Annotated in this window: 17 protein-coding genes; 9 read left to right on the top strand and 8 right to left on the bottom strand. The window is 44.8% G+C overall.

What is annotated here, in order from left to right:
* Window positions 1–21: 21 nt before the first annotated feature.
* Genes HF888_RS07935 through HF888_RS07965 form a run of 7 tightly spaced genes read left to right on the top strand, consistent with a single transcriptional unit; the run spans window position 22 to window position 7,759 of the window.
* Window positions 22–2,913, top strand: a complete 2,892-nt coding sequence (locus tag HF888_RS07935; protein WP_007017794.1) for an insulinase family protein — start codon at window positions 22–24, stop codon at window positions 2,911–2,913.
* Window positions 2,914–2,916: 3 nt separating this feature from the next.
* On the top strand, window positions 2,917–3,678 hold the full coding sequence (locus HF888_RS07940; RefSeq protein ID WP_007017795.1) for a DUF3450 domain-containing protein: 762 nt from the start codon (window positions 2,917–2,919) through the stop codon (window positions 3,676–3,678).
* Window positions 3,671–5,029: a MotA/TolQ/ExbB proton channel family protein gene (locus tag HF888_RS07945; protein ID WP_007017796.1), complete on the top strand. Its 1,359-nt coding sequence runs from the start codon at window positions 3,671–3,673 to the stop codon at window positions 5,027–5,029. Before HF888_RS07940 ends, HF888_RS07945 begins: the two co-directional genes overlap by 8 nt.
* 2 nt (window positions 5,030–5,031) lie before the next feature.
* Window positions 5,032–5,535 (top strand): MotA/TolQ/ExbB proton channel family protein, encoded by a 504-nt coding sequence (locus HF888_RS07950; RefSeq protein ID WP_007017797.1) that lies wholly within the window; start codon window positions 5,032–5,034, stop codon window positions 5,533–5,535.
* A gap of 13 nt (window positions 5,536–5,548) precedes the next feature.
* Window positions 5,549–5,956, top strand: coding sequence for an ExbD/TolR family protein (locus HF888_RS07955; protein ID WP_007017798.1), 408 nt, complete (start codon window positions 5,549–5,551; stop codon window positions 5,954–5,956).
* 1 nt (window position 5,957) lies between these two features.
* Entirely contained in the window at window positions 5,958–6,572 is a 615-nt protein-coding gene (locus HF888_RS07960) for an energy transducer TonB (protein ID WP_007017799.1), read from the top strand.
* Window positions 6,569–7,759 (top strand): tetratricopeptide repeat protein, encoded by a 1,191-nt coding sequence (locus HF888_RS07965; RefSeq protein WP_007017800.1) that lies wholly within the window; start codon window positions 6,569–6,571, stop codon window positions 7,757–7,759. Before HF888_RS07960 ends, HF888_RS07965 begins: the two co-directional genes overlap by 4 nt.
* 15 nt (window positions 7,760–7,774) lie before the next feature.
* Here HF888_RS07965 and xthA read toward each other — a convergent pair whose 3' ends face one another.
* Window positions 7,775–8,590 carry an exodeoxyribonuclease III gene (xthA, locus tag HF888_RS07970; protein WP_007017801.1) on the bottom strand — a complete coding sequence of 272 codons (816 nt, stop codon included), beginning with the start codon at window positions 8,588–8,590 and terminating at the stop codon, window positions 7,775–7,777.
* A gap of 84 nt (window positions 8,591–8,674) precedes the next feature.
* Between xthA and HF888_RS07975 the strand changes: the two genes are divergently transcribed.
* Complete coding sequence (locus HF888_RS07975; protein ID WP_007017802.1) at window positions 8,675–9,511, top strand: DUF350 domain-containing protein; 837 nt, start codon at window positions 8,675–8,677, stop codon at window positions 9,509–9,511.
* 70 nt (window positions 9,512–9,581) lie between these two features.
* Here HF888_RS07975 and thiI read toward each other — a convergent pair whose 3' ends face one another.
* The 6 genes from thiI to HF888_RS08005 form a co-directional block, all read right to left on the bottom strand.
* On the bottom strand, window positions 9,582–11,033 hold the full coding sequence (gene thiI, locus HF888_RS07980; RefSeq protein ID WP_007017803.1) for a tRNA uracil 4-sulfurtransferase ThiI: 1,452 nt from the start codon (window positions 11,031–11,033) through the stop codon (window positions 9,582–9,584).
* 18 nt (window positions 11,034–11,051) lie between these two features.
* The gene (locus HF888_RS07985) at window positions 11,052–12,302 is read right to left on the bottom strand and encodes a tyrosine-type recombinase/integrase (RefSeq protein WP_007017804.1); all 1,251 of its coding nucleotides are present in this window, start codon (window positions 12,300–12,302) and stop codon (window positions 11,052–11,054) included.
* Window positions 12,302–13,339 carry a dihydroorotase gene (gene pyrC, locus HF888_RS07990; protein WP_007017805.1) on the bottom strand — a complete coding sequence of 346 codons (1,038 nt, stop codon included), beginning with the start codon at window positions 13,337–13,339 and terminating at the stop codon, window positions 12,302–12,304. Before pyrC ends, HF888_RS07985 begins: the two co-directional genes overlap by 1 nt.
* 157 nt (window positions 13,340–13,496) lie before the next feature.
* Window positions 13,497–16,550: an efflux RND transporter permease subunit gene (locus HF888_RS07995; RefSeq protein WP_007017806.1), complete on the bottom strand. Its 3,054-nt coding sequence runs from the start codon at window positions 16,548–16,550 to the stop codon at window positions 13,497–13,499.
* 13 nt (window positions 16,551–16,563) lie between these two features.
* Window positions 16,564–17,607 (bottom strand): efflux RND transporter periplasmic adaptor subunit, encoded by a 1,044-nt coding sequence (locus tag HF888_RS08000; RefSeq protein WP_007017807.1) that lies wholly within the window; start codon window positions 17,605–17,607, stop codon window positions 16,564–16,566.
* Window positions 17,608–17,821: 214 nt separating this feature from the next.
* Window positions 17,822–19,444 (bottom strand): GMC family oxidoreductase, encoded by a 1,623-nt coding sequence (locus HF888_RS08005; protein ID WP_007017808.1) that lies wholly within the window; start codon window positions 19,442–19,444, stop codon window positions 17,822–17,824.
* A 345-nt stretch (window positions 19,445–19,789) separates the two neighbouring features.
* Here HF888_RS08005 and HF888_RS08010 point away from each other — a divergent pair, with 345 nt between their 5' ends.
* Window positions 19,790–20,281 carry a GNAT family N-acetyltransferase gene (locus tag HF888_RS08010; protein ID WP_007017809.1) on the top strand — a complete coding sequence of 164 codons (492 nt, stop codon included), beginning with the start codon at window positions 19,790–19,792 and terminating at the stop codon, window positions 20,279–20,281.
* Here the strand turns inward: HF888_RS08010 and HF888_RS08015 are convergent.
* Window positions 20,278–21,063: a MipA/OmpV family protein gene (locus HF888_RS08015; RefSeq protein ID WP_007017810.1), complete on the bottom strand. Its 786-nt coding sequence runs from the start codon at window positions 21,061–21,063 to the stop codon at window positions 20,278–20,280. The two genes, HF888_RS08010 and HF888_RS08015, sit on opposite strands and share 4 nt — an antisense overlap.
* Window positions 21,064–21,132 lie beyond the last annotated feature (69 nt).

Below are 21,132 nucleotides of genomic sequence, written 5' to 3' on the forward strand. Positions count from 1 at the left end.
AGAATAGGTTAAGGACGCTACATGGTGCATCCGGATTTTGAACACAAACGTAGCCAGCAAATCGACAGCTTGGGTATAGAGGTTCAGGAATATACCCACAAAAAAACCGGTGCTATGCATTATCACTTGAAAAGTGATTATGACGAAAACGTTTTCTTTTTAGGTTTTCGCACTATGCCTATGGATTCTACCGGTGTTGCTCATATCCTAGAGCATACTGCGCTCTGTGGTAGCGAAAAATATCCTGTTCGCGATCCATTCTTCATGATGATCCGTCGTTCATTGAATACATTCATGAATGCGTTTACTTCAAGTGATTGGACGGCTTATCCGTTTGCCTCAAAAAACAAGAAAGACTTCAATAATCTCTTGTCGGTTTATTTGGATGCAGCGTTTCACTCTAGCCTTGATCCACTGGATTTTGCTCAGGAGGGGCACCGTCTTGAACACGAAGTGCCGAATGATCCCTCGACACCAATACAATTCAAAGGCGTTGTATATAATGAAATGAAAGGTGCCATGAGTAGTGTGACCAGTCAGTTATGGCAGACTTTTAGTAAATACCTTTATCCTACAGTGACCTATCACTATAACAGTGGTGGCGATCCAGAGAGTATACTGGATCTGCAATACGACGACTTAATTCAATTTTATAAAAAACATTATCATCCCAGTAATGCCATGTTCATGACGTTTGGTGATATCCCAGCCAGTGAGCATCACGAACAATTTGCTAAGTATTTGAACGAGTTCGAGGCACTAGGTGAACGCTTTTCCGTACCGAACGAAAAACGCTATTTTGCACCGGTGAGGGTCGAAGAAAGCTATGGCAGTAAAGAGTTAGAGAATAAGACTCACCATGTAATGGGTTGGTTGCTTGGTGAAAGTAGTGATCTTGATGCGCAACTAGAAGCACATTTTCTCAGTGCATTGTTGTTAGAAAACAGCAGCTCCGCACTGCGTCGAGAATTAGAAACCACGGAGCTGGGAACGGGGCCAAGTCCCTTGTGCGGCTTGGAAGATAGAAATAAAGAAATGTGTTTTGTTTGCGGTATCGAAGGAAGTGAGCCTGAACGCAAAGAGGATCTTGAGGCACTAGTATTACAGACTCTAGAGAAGGTCAAAAAAGAGGGTGTGTCTGATAAGCAGGTTGAAGCTGTTTTACATCAACTTGAATTGTCTCAGCGAGAAATTGGAGGCGATGGATACCCATACGGTTTGCAATTGATTATGTCCTCCATTGCCGCATGTACCCACTACAGTGATCCGGCTGAATTGCTCGATTTGGATCCTGCAATTGATAAGTTGCGTTTAAAAATTGAAGATAAGCAGTTCTTGCCAGATCTTATTGATCGCTTACTTCTGAATAATCCCCATCGTGTCACGTTAACCTTCAAACCAGATTCGAAAATTGATGAGCGTAAAAAAGAGGCAGAAGAGCAGCGCTTAGCAAATATTGTGAGTGCGCTCAGCGATGCTGAGAGGCAAGAGATTCTGAGCCAGGGTATAGCACTGCAAGAACGTCAAAAGCAACAAGACGATGATAGTATTTTGCCAAAGGTCTCGCTGGATGATGTTTCAGATAGTCTGGTGATACCGACGGGCACAAAGAAAGATGGAGAGCATAATATAACTCTGTATGAAACAGGCACAAATGGCATGACATATCATCAAGTGATTATGCCTCTGCCTGCTTTGAGTGCTGAGGAGCAAGGCCTCATGCCTCTGCTGATGCATTCTATGACAGAGCTCGGCTGCGCAGGTGAGGATTATATTGCTACTCAGGAACGTCAGTCACTTGTCAGTGGTGGCATTTCCGCGTACCAGAGTATTCGACCTAGTACGAGTGATATTGATGAGTGTAAAGCCTATTGGGTGCTATCTGGGAAGGCCCTTAGTCGCAATCACGGAGCTTTTTTTGAATTAATGCAAGATACCTTGAATTCCGTCGATTTTAGCGATAGCAAACGTATTAGAGAAATTGCTCAGTATCGTTTAAGTCGTAAGGAGCAATCTGTTACTGGTAATGGTCACGGCTTGGCGATGAATGTAGCTGCTTCCGGTACTTCATCACTAGCAAGAATGCAGTATGAATATTCTGGTTTGCCTGCGATCTTAAGTATGCGCGATCATGTTTCTCGTTTAGAACAGGATGCTCAAACGGTTGTTGCAGAGCTTGCGGCTCTCTATAAAAAATTGACGAATGCACCACAGCAGCATCTAGTGGTATCTGACGAAAAAAGTTCAGATGATGCGGTGTTGCAGTTGCAAAAGACATGGTTGCATACACAGGGCGATACTGTTGACTTTAAGCTGCCTTTATTTGAAGCCAGCGAAAAGAAAACTGCTTGGGTAGTGCCGTCACAGACTAATTTCTGCGCTAAAGTTTTCCCAACAGTGAATTCTGATCATCCAGATTCAGCTGCGCTCACAGTGTTAGGATCCGTGCTACGCAATGGCTATCTGCACACCTCAATCCGAGAACAAGGTGGTGCGTATGGCGGCGGCGCAAGTCAGGATAATAATTTGGCTGTATTTAAATTCTATAGCTATCGTGATCCTCGTTTTAAAGGCACCTTAGATGACTTTGATCGAGCGTTAACTTGGTTTGAAGAGCAAACTGACACATTGCCTCAGTTGTTAGAGGAAGCGATTCTCGGTGTGGTCTCTAGTATTGACAAGCCAGGGTCACCGGCGGGAGAGGCGCGTCAAGCCTTCCATGGGGAACTTAACGGTAGAACTCCGGAATGGCGTAATCAATATCGGAAACGCATTATGGATGTGACATTGGGTGATGTTCACCGAGTGGCTAAAGAATATCTTAGTCAGGCTAACGCATCCTATGGTGTGCTCATATCTCGAGAGCAGGCAGAGTCTGCTGAAAAATTAGGTTTTGAAATAAAAGAGCTTTAAACGATGATACACACAAGATTCGTACAAGCTGGATGTGCTCTGTTATTAAGCGCTCAGGTTTTTGCCAATGACGCACTTAATAAATCAGTTGATCAGGTGCAAGCCCAGCAACAAAAAAATGCCCAATCACAGGCAAAAATAGATCGCTTGCATGACCAAGAGCGTGAGGCGTTGCAAGAGTTTCGATCGGTTAACAACGAGATAGATCAGCTACAGGTTTATAATCAGCAGCTACGCGAAATCATTGATAACCAAAATACTCAGATAGCTAGCCTGAGTGATCAGATAAAAACCATAGAAAAGACCCAAGAAGGCATTATGCCATTGATGCAGCGCATGATTGATGGTTTGGAGCAGTTTGTGGCGTTGGATTTGCCATTCTTACAAATGGAGCGTGAGCAGCGTATTGCTAATTTGCGTGACTTGCTTGTTAGTGCTGATTCCACAGTGTCTGAAAAATTTCGACGTGTTCTTGAAGCTTATCAAATAGAGTTGGAATACGGTCGTACGATCGAAGCCTATCGTGCAAAAAATGAAGAAGATATTACTGTTGATTTCTTGCGCTTAGGTCGCAATGCACTTTATCAGCTTGACCTAAATGCAGAAAATCCGAAGCATTGGGATAACAAACAAAAAGCCTGGGTTGAATTGTCCGGAGAATATGCTCGTCAAATTCAAAAAGGGATTCGCATTGCTCGTCAGCAGTCTGCCCCCGAGTTGCTTACCTTGCCATTGCCAAAGCTAGAAGGAGTTAATCGTGATTAAGGTGGTTCGATATCTAGTTGTTGGCTTGGCATTGTTATCATTAAATATTAATGCTGACGAAGTCCAAGAAAACAAGCCAAAGAATATTGCTAGTCTTGAAGCATTGCTTCAGGCGGTTAAGCAAGATGGTTTGCGTCAGCAGGAAGTGAATCAGCAGCGTGAGAGACGCTTCTTAGAAAACCGAAATGAACAACGCACAGCTTTGCGTCAAGCCAAAGCAAAACTGGAACAAGTTCGTCAAGAAACTAAAACGTTAAAGAGTCAGTTCGATTCCAATGAGGGTGAGCTGGCTGAGCTTGAGCAGGAGTTGAAGCAGCGTTTAGGTAATCTAGGTGAAATGTTTGGTGTTGTGCGTCAGGTGTCACAAGATGTCGCTGCAATTCGTGAGAATTCCATTGTCGCTGTAGAGATAGGTCAAAATGATCCAGTTCTTGAGCGCCTGGCTACCAGTAAGGCCTTGCCTGATATTCCAGAACTAGAGTCACTTTGGTATCAATTGCAGTTACACATTACTAAACAGTCAGAAGCAAAAATCATCAGTGCTGACTACGTTGATGCGCAAGGGGTTAAACAAACTGGAAGTGTCGCCCATGTGGGTCCGTTCATAGCGCTAAACGAAAATGGTTTTTTAAGCTTTGATGCGGAAACAGGTTTGCTTCTTGAACTCGGTAAGCAGCCCTCGGGCGCGTCCACAGCAATTGATTACTTTGCTGGCGATGCGGAAGAAAGCGTGATTGATCCAACGCGAGGTACCTTGCTGCAGTTAGGTAGCCAAAGTCCTAACGTATTGGAGCGCGTAAACCAAGGCGGATATATCGGCTACGTAATACTGGCGTTGGCATTTTCCGGTATTCTTTATGCGGCCTATTTGCTTCTACTGCGTATTCAAATCAAATCGCGTGTTGATGCGCAATTGGCCAATACGGATGAAGTCCGTGACGATAATCCATTGGGTCGTGTATTGTCTGTGTACCAGCAGCACAAAGATGAATCTGATTTAGAGTCCTTAGAGATGACCTTGGATGAGGCTGTGTTAAAAGAGCTGCCAGAGTTAGAGCGTGGTTTGTCTTTGATCAAGCTTTTGGCGGCGGTTGCACCATTGCTTGGTCTGCTTGGTACGGTTACCGGTATGATCGCTACGTTTCAATCCATTACGCTGTTTGGCACGGGAGATCCCAAACTAATGGCAGGCGGTATTTCACAGGCGTTAATCACGACTGTTTTGGGTTTGGTGGCAGCTATTCCTCTGTTGTTTATGCATAATTTCTTGAATACGCGCAGTAAAGAAGTGATCCAAGTATTGGATCAGCAAGCGGCAGGTCTCATTGCACAAAAGGTTCAGAGTAAATAATCATGTTGGCGGATGTCGTTGATTTTTTACAAAGTGGTGGGCCAGTTCTTTACGGCATACTTTTAGTGACCTTGATGCTGTGGTTTTTGATCTTAGATCGCTATTGGTTTTTCAGGTCACAAGCAAAGCCGCTTTGTCGGCAGTATCGAGAGCAATGGGCAACTCTGGACCATAACGACAATTGGTGTCGAGAAAAAGTGCGCCGCTTATACATCAGCCAAGTCAAGCAGGCATTCAATAAGCATTTTGGGCTGATTCAGTTGTTAGTTGTGATCTGCCCTCTAATGGGTTTGCTCGGCACAGTAACCGGTATGATCAATGTATTCGATACCATGGCTGTCACCGGTACGGGTAATGCGCGCGCAATGGCGTCGGGCATTTCAATGGCAACCGTGCCGACCATGGCGGGAATGGTTATATCGCTAATAGGCCTATATTTTAAAACGCGTTTTAGCAGTATGGCTAAAAAGCAATTGGAAATCTTTCAGGACAAACTACTGAAGTAGTTTTGATGAAGTTATGAAAAAAAGACACACAGATAGTGAAGGTGAAGACTCAACAGTCGATATGACGCCCATGCTGGATATCGTATTTATCATGTTGATATTCTTTATTGTTACCACTTCTTTCGTAAAAGAAAGCGGTGTGCAGGTTAATCGACCTACGGCAGATTCTGCTCAGCAGGACAAGAAAGGCAATATCATGGTTGCCATCAAACCAAATGGTGAAGTTTGGATTGATAAACGCGCTGTTGATATTCGTTCGGTTCGGGCAAATATTGAAAAGCTCAAAGCGGAAAGCCCAGAAAGTGGTGTTGTCATTCAGGCGGATACAGACGCGCGCACAGGCATGCTTGTTGAAGTTATGGATCAAATTCGCTTGGCAGGCATCATGAATATTTCGTTAGCAGCAACACCGGGAAGTTAAAATGCGAGTGTTAGTATTGTTGCTGTTATCGGTTGTGAGTTCTTTCGCGGTCTTTTGGTTGATGCATTGGATGATCACGCCAGAGCAATTATCTTCCTCCCAAAAAGAAACTATTGCGATGGTGAATTTCGTGCGCTCTTTGGATGACAGCGAAGCACAGCGTAAAAATCGTGATATTAGCGAGCCCCCAAAACCAAAACCTACACCAAAGCTAAATACGCCAGTAGCACAGACGACGACTCAGTCTCCCGATGTGAGTATGCCTAACTTGGATGCAAGTTTGAGCAGCTTTAAGGGTCAAGGTATCGGTAGCATGTTATCTGGATATGGCTTTGGGAATACAGATGTGATTCCTCTGGTACGAGTGAATCCTAGATACCCCCAGTCTGCTTTAGCCCGTCGTATAGAGGGTTACGTAATTATCCGTATGTCGATTAATGAAGCGGGCAATGTGGATGATGTGGAGGTTGTTGAATCGGATCCCAAGGGTGTTTTTGAGCGCGAGGCTATTCGTGCGGCTTGGCGTTTTAAATTTAAGCCCAAGCTGGAAGATGGAAAACCTGTTTCACAGACTGCGGTACTGCCATTTGAATTTAACTTGGAGGAGCGAAAATGAGATTGATACTTGCATGCTTATTGCTGCTCCCCTTAATTGCGCAAGCGAATTTGAGTCCTCGCGTTTACAATCAACTTGAAGAATTTCAAGAGGATTTAAATGAAGCGAAAACCGATGCAGAAGTGGCTGAGGTTCGTCAGGAATTATTGGCGTTTAAAGAGTCATTGAAGGGCAATGCGTTGGGTGTGGCGCTCAGTTTGCAAACCTTATCTCAGGTGGCCGTAAGGAATGATGATCTGAAGGAGGCCACTGAATTTATTAATGAAGCACTTCGGCTTAACGGTTTGCCGGATGGTACGCGAAATCAACTGCTTAGTTTTTTAGCTAATCTGTATTATCAGCAGGATGCATATACACAGACTATTTCTACTTTACAGCGTTTATTTTCGGAAGTCGAAAAAGAGCCTGGTGCGAGTAACTTGGCATTGATGGCTGCAGCGTATTTTAGTCTTGAAGATTTTGAGAAGGGAACACCCTATATTGATAAGGCTAATAAAGTGGCAAAAGAACCCAAGCAGCCTTGGTTGCAAATGGGGTTTGCAGGCCATTATCAGTTAAAGCAATTAGATAAAGCGTTGGCTTATGCAACCCAGTTAGTATTTTTATATCCGGACAACGCACGATATTGGCAACAGAAGGCTGGTTTGCATCAGATGATGGAAGACTATTCAGATGCGGCGTCAGTAAAATATTTGTCTTTCTTGCAAGGATTGGTGGATAAAGAAAGTGATTTTCTTGTATTGGCACGACTTATGGCGAGCCAAGGCGGCCCTTATCATGCAGCAAAAATGCTAGATAAAGCTCTGGAAGAAAAACAGTTAGAGTCAACAGAAGATGTTTTGCGCTTAACTTATCAAGGCTATTTGCAGGCGAAAGAGATGGATGATGCACTGTCGGCATTGCAACGTTTGTATGAGTCTTATCCAGAAGAAAAAGATGGTGTGCAAGTTCTTCGATTATTGGTTGACGGCCAAGCTTGGCAGCCGACGGTGGATTTTTATTCTAGATTTAAAAAGCAGGAAATGGATGCAGAGGTCGCAGCCGAAGCAGCCATGTTAGCCGGTATCGCTGAATTTAATTTGGATAATATTGATAAAGCTCGCGCTTTACTTGGCCAAGCTTCCAAGTCGGAGAAGAAGCGTGGCCAAGCCAAGGCATGGCTAAACTACATTCAGCAAATGCAGTAGCCACGTTGTGCTTGGTTATAAATTTAGCTCAACATAGATAGGGGCATGGTCACTGGGTTTTTCCATGCCTCTGATATCGTAATCAATGTCCGCTGTTTTTAGCTTCGACATTAAGCTTTTGCTAAGTAATATGTAATCGATCCTAAGACCGCGCTTGGGATCGTCAGCAAAACCCTTGCTGCGATAATCAAACCAGCTATAGCGATCATTGGTATCCGGATGCTGCGTACGGAAACTATCTGCCAGGCCCCAGTCTAAAATCCCTTGTAGCCATTCACGTTCCTCCGGTAAGAACGCGCATTTCTCGGTTCTTAGCCAGCGTTTTCTATTTTGCTCGCCTATACCTATATCTTCGTCGTGAAGAGCTACGTTCATATCGCCCATGACGACTATGTGATTATCTGGTGATAGGTGTTTATTTAAATAGTCTTTAAGGTCTGCGTAATACTTGCGCTTGGCCGGAAATTTTGTTTCATGTTGGCGGTTTTCCCCTTGTGGGAAATAACCATTCAATACATGCAAGATTTCGCCATTGTTAAGTTTGTATTGACTATGGATAAAACGCTTTTGATCGTCGTCAGTATCACCTGGAAACCCTTGCTGACATTCAATGCTTGGGTTTAACGACAGATTCGCTACGCCATAGTGGGCTTTCTGGCTATGGATATCAGCTTTGTATCCAATGGCTTCGATATCAGCCACAGGGACTACCTCTGGAGCTGCTTTAACCTCCTGTAGGCCGATGATGTCGGCCTTAAGCTGATGTTTGATTGCATCAATTTGGTGGAGGCGTGCACGAACGCCATTTATGTTGAATGAGACTATGCGCATGGAATACCTACTAGAATTTCACTAAGCTGATGGGCATTATAGAGATCATTAAACTTTTGTTGTACTCAGATTATAGGATGCATTATGGAATGGACCTTAACTGATCCGTCTTATTTGATGTTTGTTGTGACGGATCTAGTCGTTATCTTCGCGCTTGTGGCAGCCATGCGCTGGTTAAATCGTTTCTGGGTGAGTCCCGTTAATAAGCATCCAGAGGCCAGTAATATAGAAACGGGGGCGGCAGTAATAGCACTGATGCTCGCGTTAACAGGTGTAACGTCAGGTGAGTTCAGTCTCACAGTATGGCAAGAAGCTCAAGTGGTTCTCACTTATGGTGCCATTGCGATTGTTATGCTGATGTGCGGTGCTTGGCTTCAAGATAAATTAGTTTTGCCAGCTTTAAATCTGACGAAGGCCACTAAAATGGGCAATGTGGAAGCGGCTTTTATAACTGGAGCGCATTTGATTGGCACTGCCATTGTTATTAAATCAGCTTTAAGTTGGGTGTCTCAAGACGAGCAGTTGGGCTTGCTCGCACTTTTCATTGCATTCGTTATTTCTCAATTCATTTTAACGTTAGAGACGCGTTTACGAATGCTATGGACATCTGGTGGTTTAATTAAGGCGATAGCTGAAAAGAAAAGGCCACCAGTAATCAAAGCGGCTGCTCAGCACATGGGTGCGGCGATGGCGATCAGCGGTAGTGCGCAATTTGCAATGGCCATGCAGTATGAACTTGGACTTTCTATTGTTGCTTGGGTTGTAAGCTCCATTTTATTCCTAATTGCTTACATCGCACTGGCAGGTTTGTGTGTCAAAATTATATTACCCAAAATGGAGGAATACGAAGGTGGGCGTCCAGCTTTGGAAGGAGCTATTTATTTAGGTTGGGGTTTTCTGCTGCCAGCTTTAGCAAGCTAGAATGTATTGAAAAGCAGACATAAAAAAAGCCCTTAGGGGCTTTTTTTATGTCTGTTAATAATTGTTGAGCTTACTTGTTTGGCTTGAATACTTTTATGTTTTCAAATCCTTGCTGAATAAGGTGCTCAGCGTGTAATTGACTCATGGTACCCTTTGAGCAATACAAAAGCAGTGTCTTATCATGGGGTAGATCATGTGCTTGCTGAGCCAGTTTGTAGAAGGGTATTTTCACTATTTCATTATTGGTTAGATGAAGTGGTTGTTGCTCTTCTTCCTGTGGGTGTCTGATATCAACGATGATATCATCGGAGCCGGGCACTGAAATCAATTCCACATCAGTAACACCTTTTTGTCCCACTAATACGTTTTGAATACGCTCGAACTTAGCATCGTAGACGGCTTTATCCAATACTTCGAAATTAAAACGTGCTTCCTCGTGTATCACTTTTTCGATTTTTGCACGTGTGGTTGGCTTGCGAGAAATGACACCGCAATACTCTGGCATATTGGCAGCAAAGTCATAGGTATCAATTTCGCGGCTAATGTTGATAATCTCAGGTTTGTCCATGGTGATCAATGGGCGCAATACAAGTGTTTCGGTGACACCATCGATCACTTTGAGGTTTTTCAGGGTCTGACTGGAGACCTGAGCAATGCTCTCGCCAGTAACTAGAGCATCAATGCCCATGGACTCAGCAATTTGGCTGCCTGCGCGTAGCATCATACGCTTGAGGACAACGCCCATATAGCTATTATCAATGCGTTCTAAGATTTCGCTTACAACGCCTTCAAATGGAATGGTGATAAATTTAACGCCATGACTAACACTGTAGTTTTCCCATAAATAGTGCGCTACTTGCTTGACGCCAATTTCGTGAGCTGAGCCGCCTAAATTAAAAAATAGATAATGGGTTTGCATGCCGCGGCGCATCATCAAGTAGCTGGCCACGTTTGAATCAAAACCGCCAGAAACTAATGAAAGTACAGAGTCCTGACAGCCAATGGGGAAACCACCTAAGCCTTTATCTTCTTGGGTGATGGTATGCAGGCGTTGTTTGCGAATGTCCAGCTTAACCGTTACGTCAGGCTTTTTAAGTTGTACGTTTTTAGCGTCGGTATGCTTTAGTAAACCGCCACCGACGTAGCGTTCTACATCGGTAGAGTTAAAGTCGTGATCGCCAGTTCTTTTCACACGAACACAGAATGTCTTATCCGTTAGCTTGTCAGCAAACTGTTCCATTGCGATTTGAAAAATGTCATCAAACGTTTGGAAGTTAAATTCTTTAACCGTTTGTACTTTTTCGATGCCTGGGATTTTTACCAGAAGATCTCGTGCACCTTGCTCTAGGTTGTCGTCTTCAATATGAAGCTCAATGTTATCCCACTGGCCTTGTACTTTAACGTCAATACCATGATGGGTGAGTGTGCGTTGAATATTTCGGCGCAACTGAGAAATCAGTTGCTTACGCACTGGCTTGGATTTAATGGTGATTTCTGGGAATAGTTTTACAACAAATTTCATAATAATAACTGGTTAGAGTCAGGCATCTTCCGCATGACGATGAATTTTTTTGTTGATAGCGCTGGCATGTCGCTCACGTAGTTCACTATCAATGTACTTGTCTGTGGTTGCCATACTCGAATGGCCGGCGTCTTCTTTGACGTGTTCCCTAGGACGTATTTTTACGTCTTCTGATATTCCTGTGTGACGCAGCCAGTGGACAGTGGCTGCCTTAAGTTCTGCAGCGTCTTGTTCTTGTCCTTTTTGAACCAAAGATTCATAAGCAAGATCAAAACATTTTTGAATAAGATTGCGTATTTGGCGTGTGCTTGTCACTGGGCCTTGGCCGTGTATTTTGCTGACTAATGGGGTTTGCTCGCCAGGATAGGGCAGCGGCGTCAGGTTTAAATGCCCGCGATAGCGCTTAAGCGCGTTTAGCATATCGTTGGATACGGTAACCATTCGGCTTTTATTGCCTTTACCGACGACGTGAAACCACCAGTTTCGATCGCTATCTGTACGAAAATCGCTCATTAGCGGTGTGCTGCGTTCATCAGCCACGAGTTCTGATACACGCAAATACATGCCCAGCAAACAATTTAAAATAAAAAGTGTTCGCTCATGTTGTTGTGGATCATTCTGGGCTAGTTTTTCCGCTATGCGTATGACCTCATCCCATTGATAATTGCTAATGCGTCGAATAGGTTCTTGGTTTTGTGACTTTTGAATAAAACGACTTTTTTGACGTACAAGCGCAACTGGGTTGGCGCTTAGCCATTCTTCTTGGATAAGAAAATTAAAAAACGAACTTAAGATAGCAAAGCTTGATTGTATTGCTTTTTGTGAGGGTGAATACTGCTTGGCGTTTATCTTGGTACCCGTCGCTTTATTGCTCGGTGTTACAAATGGACGCCAGTCTGGATTGATAAGTCGCAAGCCATTTTTTGATTTAAAGCGAGCGACGTTTTTGTTACCGATCCATGTTTCTGGTGGCGCTATGCAAAACTCCATGAACTGCTCAATGTGCTCACGCTTAACGTCTGGTAAATTCAAGTTCTCTATTTGCCAAAGCCATTGCAGAAGTCGTTCAACTTCTCTTCGATAAGCATTGAAAGTGGCGCTGCTACCTTTGTAACTAAGGAGGAAGCGTGCAGTGTAATAGTAGTCTTGAGCTTGTGCTTCGCTTAGCTCATGTGAATGTTTTGGCGCAGCCTCGTTGGCGGACAAGCGGAATGCGTCCGGCAGATATTCTAGGTTGTCGAATATCGGAATAGGCTGCTTAACGCTCATTAGCTTTTTACTTTCCAGTTGATGGTCTCGGTTGCACGCAGAGGCACAATAACATCGCTACCAAAATCGAACTCAGCAGGAACCTGCCATGGCTCGTTCACTAGGGTGATGGTGTCGGTATTGCGTGGTAAACCATAAAAGTCAGGACCGTTAAAGCTTGCAAACGCTTCTAGCTTGTCTAGACAGCCAAGCTCGTCAAAAATATCGGCATACAATTCAATGGCGGCATAAGCGGTGTAGCAACCCGCGCAGCCACAGGCGTTTTCTTTTGCGCCTTTGGCATGTGGTGCAGAGTCGGTTCCAAGGAAGAAGCGCTTGTGCCCACTTGCAACTACATCCTGTAGTGCTTGCTGGTGCGTGTTGCGCTTTAAGATAGGTAGACAATAGAAGTGAGGTTTAATGCCACCCACAAGCATATCATTGCGGTTGTAGCTCAGGTGCTGAGGTGTAATCGTCGCACCAACATTGTCACCTTGTGATTGCACGAACTCGGCTGCGTCTTTTGTGGTGATATGTTCAACAACCAGTTTTAGATTCGGTACTTTGGCAACCAGATCGGCAAGAATATTATCTAAGAATGCCTTTTCGCGATCAAAGATATCAACGTGGTTGTCGGTGACTTCACCATGAACCAATAGCAGCATATTATTTTCTGCTAACGCCTCACCAAGTTCTTTTAAACGACTTAAGTCGGTTAAACCATCGTCGCTATTTGTAGTCGCACCAGCTGGGTAAAGCTTAGCCGCATAGATATGACCACTTTGTGCCGCTTCACGGATCATTTCGGGTGTCGTGTTATCTGTGAGATATAACACCATTAGTGGGTCGAATTGACTACCTTGAGGTGCTTGCGCAAGGATGCGGTTGCGGTATTGCAAGGCCTGCTCGGCGTTCTTAACCGGTGGCTTAAGGTTAGGCATGATGATAGCGCGATGCATGTGCTGCGCAGTAGCAGGTACTGTGTGCTTTAAAACATCTCCGTCGCGTAGATGTAAGTGCCAGTCATCTGGACGTGTGATCGTGATAGCTGATTTCATGGTTAACCTTATTGCGCGTTTGCACTCATTATAACCTATGAGCTAGCTCGAATGTAGGTGGCAGGTGTGTGGTAAAGGTATTATGCCTGTCGCATAAATGACTTGCAGTGAAACAAAAGAGCCCGCATAAGCGGGCTCATTGTATTTCCTTGTTCCCTTAATCTTGTTCGGGTTTGCGATATTGGCTTGCTATCAATAAGTAGAAGCTTGGCACTACAAAAAGGGTTAATAACGTACCAAAGCTCATACCGCCTACGATAACCCAGCCTATTTGTTCTCGGCTTTCCGCACCTGCGCCACTAGCCAAAGCCAGTGGAATAGCGCCCAGCACCATGGCGGCCGTGGTCATTAGAATAGGGCGTAAACGTAGTGCGCTTGCCTCAATAACTGCTCTGAGCTTGTCTTGACCGCTTTCCTGAAGTTGATTCGCGAACTCCACGATCAAAATACCATGTTTGGTAATCAAGCCCACCAGTGTTAATAAGCCAATCTGACTGTAAACGTTGAGCGTTCCGCCCACGATCCATAATGTGAATAGGGCGCCAAATAAAGCTGGCGGTACCGATAGCATAATAATCAATGGGCTCTTAAAGCTTTCAAACTGAGCAGATAGCACCAGGTAGATAAAGATCAACGCGAGTAGGAAGGTCACCATTAGGCCCGCGCCTGACTCCATGAATTCACGGGTTTGGCCTTTGTAATCCACTTGAACGCTGAGATTCATTTCCTGCTTCAGTTCATCGACTGCGCCATGAAGGAAATCAAGTGCTTGATCTATAGTAACGCCTTCAGCTAAACCGGCTTGTACGGTTGCAGACTTAAGTTTGTTGAAATGATTCAGCTCTTTCGGTGCAACCGTTTGAGTGACTGTAATTAGGTTACTTAACTGAATCATCTCACCGCTTTGGCTACGCACATAGATTTGCGATAAGTCTTGTGGAGAAGCTCGACTGGCATCTTCAACTTGTAGGACTACTTCATATTGATCACCATCTTTCTTGAAGCGAGTCAGCTCTCGACCCGCCATAAGCGTTTGCAGGGTCTGGCCTAAGCTTGAAATGCTTACTCCAAGGTCTGCTGCTTTCTGGCGATCCACCTCAATGTTCAATTGAGGTTTATTAAGCTTCAGGTCGGTATCCGGTTGAGTGAACATGCCGCTTTGATATACCTTGCCCATTAGTGCTTGCATAAGTTGGTTTAGCTGCTCATAACTGTTACTGGTTTGTACTACAAACTCAACCGGACGCGCGATAATGCTTTGACCCAGAGAGGGTGGCAGCATTGGGAAGGACATGGTGCCTGTAATGCCTGCAAACATAGGCCCTTGCAAAGTATCAGCAATTTCCATAGCACTGCGTTCACGTTCGTCCCAGTCCTTTAGACCAAGGAAAGAGATGCTGTTTGTCGAAGAGGGGAATCCAACAATCATGAAATAACGATCTTGTTCTGGTACGCCAGCGTATAACCCTTCGATTTGACGAGCATAACGGTCAACATATTCTGTGCTCGCACCTTCAGGGGCAATTGAGAAGCCGATGATCGTACCGCGATCCTCTACAGGAGCGAGTTCTTCAGGTAGTTGCTGATAGATGAACCCAATAGCGGCCAAGGTTACAACGAACACTCCCAACACCGCGTAACGAAAGCTTAAGACTTTCTCTAAAACGCGTTTGTAAGCATTGGTTAGATTGTCGAGAATCTCTTCGCCTTTCAGATAGAAGCGGCTCGGATTCGGGTTGTGTCTTAATAGTTTGGATGCCATAACCGGCGAAAGTGTTAGAGCGATGAAGCCCGACACGACAACTGCACCAGCTAGCGTCAGGGAGAACTCTGTAAATAGTTTACCAGTACGACCCGGAGTAAAGGCAACAGGAGCAAATACGGCCGCCAAAGTAAACGTCATGGCGATTACCGCAAAAGCAATTTCTTTCATGCCTTTGAATGCCGCCTCTAGTGGCTTCATTCCTTCTTCTATGTAGCGATAGATGTTTTCTAAAACAACGATAGCATCATCCACTACAAGTCCAACGGCTAGAACCATAGCAAGAAGCGTCAGTGTGTTAACACTAAAACCAAAAAGCAGCATCAAACTAAACGCACCAATTAATGAAATCGGAATGGTCACTAATGGAATAAGTGTGGCTTTTAAGTTTCTTAAGAAAAGGAAGATAACTAAGATAACAAGAATTACGGCTTCAATAATAGTGGTGTAAACCGAATCGATAGACTTGGAAATAAACTTAGACGAATCGTATGCTACCGCGACATTCATACCCTCAGGTAGGGCGTTACGAATATCAGGTAATCGCTCGTTTACCATTTCACTTACATCAAGGGGATTTGCGGTGGATTGCTTAACAACCCCAAGCGCAACGGCGCTCTCGCCTTTAAAGCGCGAAACAATGTTGTCATTGCGAGCACCAATTGCCACACGCGCAACGTCTTTTAATTTAACTAAGTAACCGCCATCATTCCGGATGACAATATTTTCGAAATCTTCGATGGTATTAAGGTCGGTTTGCGCAAGTACGGTGAATTCACGCTCTTTGCTTTCAATCGTACCGGCTGGGATTTCTAAGTTTTGCTGCGAGAGAGATTGCTCAATATCTTGAGCGGTTACTTGATATGCAGCCATTTTATTTCGGTCTAACCAAATGCGCATAGCAAACTCACGCTGACCTACGATCTGAACGCTGGCTACACCCGGAATGGTTTGAAGTGGATCTTTCACGCGACGGTCGGCAATGTCGGTAACTTCAAGATCGCTGTGGCGATCACTGGAAAAGGCTAACCAGATAATCGGTTGAGCATCGGCTTCTACCTTAGCCACGATTGGTTCTTCGATATCACTGGGTAATTGGCCACGCACACGACCTACACGGTCACGAACATCGCTGGCCGCACCATCAGGATCACGATCCAGTTTGAAATACACGGTGATCTGAGATTTTTCAAAGCTGTTAGTGGAGCTAATGTAGTCAATGCCCTCTACACCGGAAAGGGATTCTTCCAGCACCTGGGTGACCTGCGATTCCATGATGGAGGCGTTAGCGCCCAAGTAAATGGTTTCTACGTTGATAACGGGAACATCGATGTTGGGATATTCACGCACAGTAAGTCGGTCATAGGCCATTAGGCCTAATAGCACGACTAAAATATTCAGCACGGTAGCAAAAACCGGCCTTTGTAAGCTGACTTCAGAGATACTCATAAATCGTTACCGCCTATTGTTGCTGCTGCTTTGCTTTGGCTTGCATCATTTCTGGCGTAAGTGCCGTTACCGGCATGCCAGGGCGCAGTTTGATTTGTCCTGCAGTAATAACGGTGTCGCCAGCATTAATACCCGAGGTAATCTGCACTAACGCTCCTTTACGAGCGCCTAGCTCAACTGGCACTTGGTTTACTTTTCCATCAACGACTGTCATTACAAAGTATTGATTGCCTTGCGGAATTAGTGATTGCTCTGGAATCAATAATGCATCATCTTGTGTGTTGATTAACAAGAATACGTTGGCAAACAAACCAGGCTTTAGTAGGCCTTTTTGATTATTAATGCGAGCGCGAACTTTTAGGCTGCGGCCGGTTTCTGTGATTTTAGGGGAGATCGCAATTACCTCGCCTGTGAAGTTTTGCTTAGGAAATGCTGGCAAAGAGATTTCCAGTGTTTGCCCAACCGCAACGTCTTTTAAGTTGGTTTCAGGCACGAAAAAATCTAAATTAAGTGTGCTAATGTCCACCAGCTCTAGTAGTGATTCACCGGCATTAATGTACTCGCCTTCGCTGTAGTCATGAATGCCTGCCATACCATTGAATGGTGCTTTGATTTTAAATTTACTCAAGCGTGATGCTGCAGACTCTGCTTGCGCTTGGTTGATGGCTAAGTTTGCCTTTGCGCGGTCCAAGTCTGTTTGGCTTGCGGCGTTCTTCTTGAGAAGCGTCTTGGCTCGATCGAATTCAATCTGACTCAAGCGCACGCGGGCTTTTGCCTCATTGACTGCTGCTGCTTCGGCAGAGTGCTCTAGCGCGAAAAGTAACTCGCCTTGTTTTACTTCGTCACCAGACTGAAAGCCAATATTGGTGATTCGTCCAGACACCTCAGCGGATAAAATTATGCCTTTGTTCGCTTTTAAGGTACCAATCGATTCGATTTTATTGCTAATAGACTGTGGTTCGACATTTATAACTTCAGCAGGAAGGCCTTGGTTGGCGACCGCTGAATAGCTGGCTAGTGCCAAAATGCCAATCAATAGGGTAGTTAGGGTTCTCATGATTCAATGATCCATTAAAAAGATTTTGCGCAATCTTAGATTGTTCTAAAAAGAACGTCATTATTTCTTTTCAGAAAGGATTGTTGCACGAGGTGCTAGGTTGCACATATTGACCTCTGACAGCAGTTTATGTGCAATTACTAAGAAGTGCGAACCGAGAGGCGTGGCTAGGCAAGATTACGCCTAATCCTGAGCTCTCGGGGTTCGATGAGGGTTAATTTACGGGGCCTTGTTGGGGTTGTCTGATTAAATCGGCAGCCTTTTCAGCGATCATGATGGTCGGTGCATTAGTATTGCCACTGACCAGGGTTGGCATGATCGAGGCGTCGACCACTCTAAGGCCCTGTATCCCGCGAACCCTTAATTCTGAGTCGACCACAGCCATTGCATCTGATTCAGGTCCCATTTTACAGGTGCCAACCGGATGGTACTCAGTATCAGCATAGTCACGGCAGTATTGTTTGAGTTGCTCGATATTATTGCGATCCAATGGGTAAAGCATTTTACCGCGTACATCATCAAATTCTTTGGATTCCATAATGTCCAAAGCAATCTGCAGCCCTTTAGTTAGCGTCTCTAAATCTTGCTCGTCACTCAAAAAATTTGGATTGATCGCAGGAGGCTTGCTTGGGTCAGGACTGATTAGGGTAACTTCGCCACGACTTTTGGGTCGTAATACCGTTGCATGTAAGCTGTATCCATGACCCCAGTGTAGATTGCGATTATGGTCATCCACCATGCCAATTACCAATTCTAATTCTATATCAGGGCAAGGCGCATTCTTATCGGCGTAGCAAAACGCGGCCGATTCAGCGAAATTACTGGTGAGTTTGCCGTGGCGCTTAGTGGCCCATTGCCAAGCACCTTTGATTACATCCAATCCCCCGCGCAGCGATAAACCAAAAGTATCACTAGAATAGCGACTTCGATATATGGGACTGGCAGTCACGTGATCTTGCAGGTTTTTACCGACGCCGGGCGAATCAAGCACACATTGTATCCCTGAGGACTCTAGTTCCTGCTTGGGGCCTATGCCGCTTAGTAGAAGAATGTGCGGTGAGCCAAAAGCGCCTGCACTTAAGATGATCTCTTTGTTAGCTCTAATAGTGTGGCGCTCGCCTTTAATGCATGTGTTCACGGAAACGGCTTTGTTGTTGTCAGTATTGATTCCATGAACCAAAGCTTGAGTGAGCACGGTTAGGTTTGGTCTGGATAAATTTGGCGTAATATAAGCTTTAGCTGCGCTAAAACGCTCGCCATTTCTCTGTGTTACTTGATTTATACGGCAACCAAATTGCTGTGCGCCATTAAGATCCGAACTCAACGGGATATCATTGCTTTGGCAGGCATCTAAGAAGCGTTGATTGAGGGGACTTGGTTGAGAGACTTCGGCTACATTTAATGGACCATTTTTTCCGTGATAGAAGTCATTACCGAGAGTTTCGTTGTGTTCTGCTCTCTTAAAGTAGGGTAGAACTTCGTCATAACTCCAGCCCTTGTTGCCTAGCTTAACCCAGTGATCATAATCCCAAGCGTTGCCGCGTATATAAACCATGGCATTGATAGAGCTGGAGCCGCCGAGGATTTTACCGCGTGGTTGAAATCCGCAGCGACCGTTTAGACCCGCTTGCGGTGTGGTGTTGTAATGCCAGCTAAATAAACCAAAAGGGACGGTAGCGGCCACACCCGATGGCGCGTGAATAAATGGACTGGTATCGGCTTTGCCTGCTTCTAAAAGGCAGACTTCGATATTTGGATCTTCACTAAGACGAGAGGCTATCACGCAGCCGGCACTGCCGCCGCCAATAACAATGTAATCAAAGTCTTTTTTTATCATTATTGTTCTCCTTGATGTTTGAGAGTGTGCCATACCTTGCTTTATCATGCTTGTGATTTTAGGGCAGCTCCAATAAGTCAATTTGACTCTGCAAGACGCCTGTAGTGCTTTTGTTCAAGGAAGGCTTCGCCGCGTAATGACGAGTCCTTTCCCAGAAGTCTGACACCGAAGGAAAGTGCTACAGGCCTTGCCCTTCGGGGCCTTGGTCGTGTTCCAATCTCTGTGTTATGGTATTTTGATTTAACCCGTTAGACCTTCAATACCACGCCTTGATCTTGAAACACGATCAAGGCCAGAGCTTAAAGTGACTTATTGGAGTTGCCCTTTAGGACAGGAAAGCTAGGCATGATCACCATTCGAGAAGCTGATACAAAAGACTTTGAACAAATTTGGCCGTTTTTTCATGTCATTGTCGCCGCTGGGACCACTTATGCCTATCCCACTGAGATGACAAAGCAAGAGGCCATCAATACATGGATGGTACTGCCTGAGAAAACCTATGTGGCTGAGCATGAAGGAGAGATATTAGGTAGTTACTATCTAAAGACAAATATGTCTGGTCCTGGTAGTCATGTGTGCAATTGTGGCTATATGGTTAGTGATAGTGCACGCGGTAAGGGTGTCGCCACTGCTATGTGCGAGCATTCGCAAGAGCAAGCGAGGCAGTTGGGCTATCGCGCCATGCAATTCAACTTCGTTGCGTCAACAAATACTGGCGCCATCCGATTGTGGGAGAAATTAGGTTTTGAGAAAGTAGGGCGATTGCCCGGTGCATTTAAGCACCCACAGGAGGGCTATGTGGATGCCTTTGTGATGTTTAAAGACTTAATGGGCTAGTATTTTATTCTGTAAGTCAGAGTAAACATTGCTTGCTCTGACGACGAGTTGCCGACTAGTGGGCTCTTTTTTATTTTTGAATCTAGCCACTCCTTTTGCCAGCGTAGACGGGCTTGCCAGTTGTAACTTATTGGCCACATCATTAAGAGCGTCGTTGATGGATTGACGGCCTCGCCAGGTTGGTAAGCTTGCAGGTCATCAATGCTTTTATTACTACCATAAATACTATTTGCATATTTTTTGCTGAGCCAGCGACTGCCGAGCATAAGTTTGGCCATTGGTTGATAATTTCCCGGTAATTTAAAAACAGGTATTGTTACTGCAGGCATAACGGTTGCACCGTTTGATTGCCCTGAAATGTCCTGTTGAACGTCAATAGAAAACCAGTGCCATGCAAGCCCTGAATTAAGCGTAATCTCGGCATCGGCATCCTTTGCATTCTTTAGTCTACTGTCATTAGCATCGCCAAATAGGCTGCTATTCATGCTTTCATCGCGATAACCCAAGCCCGCTCTGATATGGAGGGACTGCCATTGCGTTTGATAGGAAAAGATTCCGTGGTCTAGCCCAAAATACCAATTCCCATTTCTACCAGAAATAAAAGGTGTGGGTAGGGCTTTAGTCTGACTATTAATCCAAGGCGGACTACTAAATAAACCAGCGCCGCCAACCTCAAGGTATTCAGTTTTGTTTGTATCTTGCTCTGTATTACTAGAAGCCTCTACACGCAATGCAAAAGAGATAAATACAACTGTAATGGCTTTGATATGGAAGCGCACCATGTCGGTCCTTGAAGTTTTATGAGGTTTGTTGAATAGTGCGCTTCTGCCTATTTGCAAGCATGTGGCAAA

The organism is Bermanella marisrubri, assembly GCF_012295615.1.
Taxonomy (GTDB): Bacteria; Pseudomonadota; Gammaproteobacteria; order Pseudomonadales; family Oceanobacteraceae; genus Bermanella; species Bermanella marisrubri.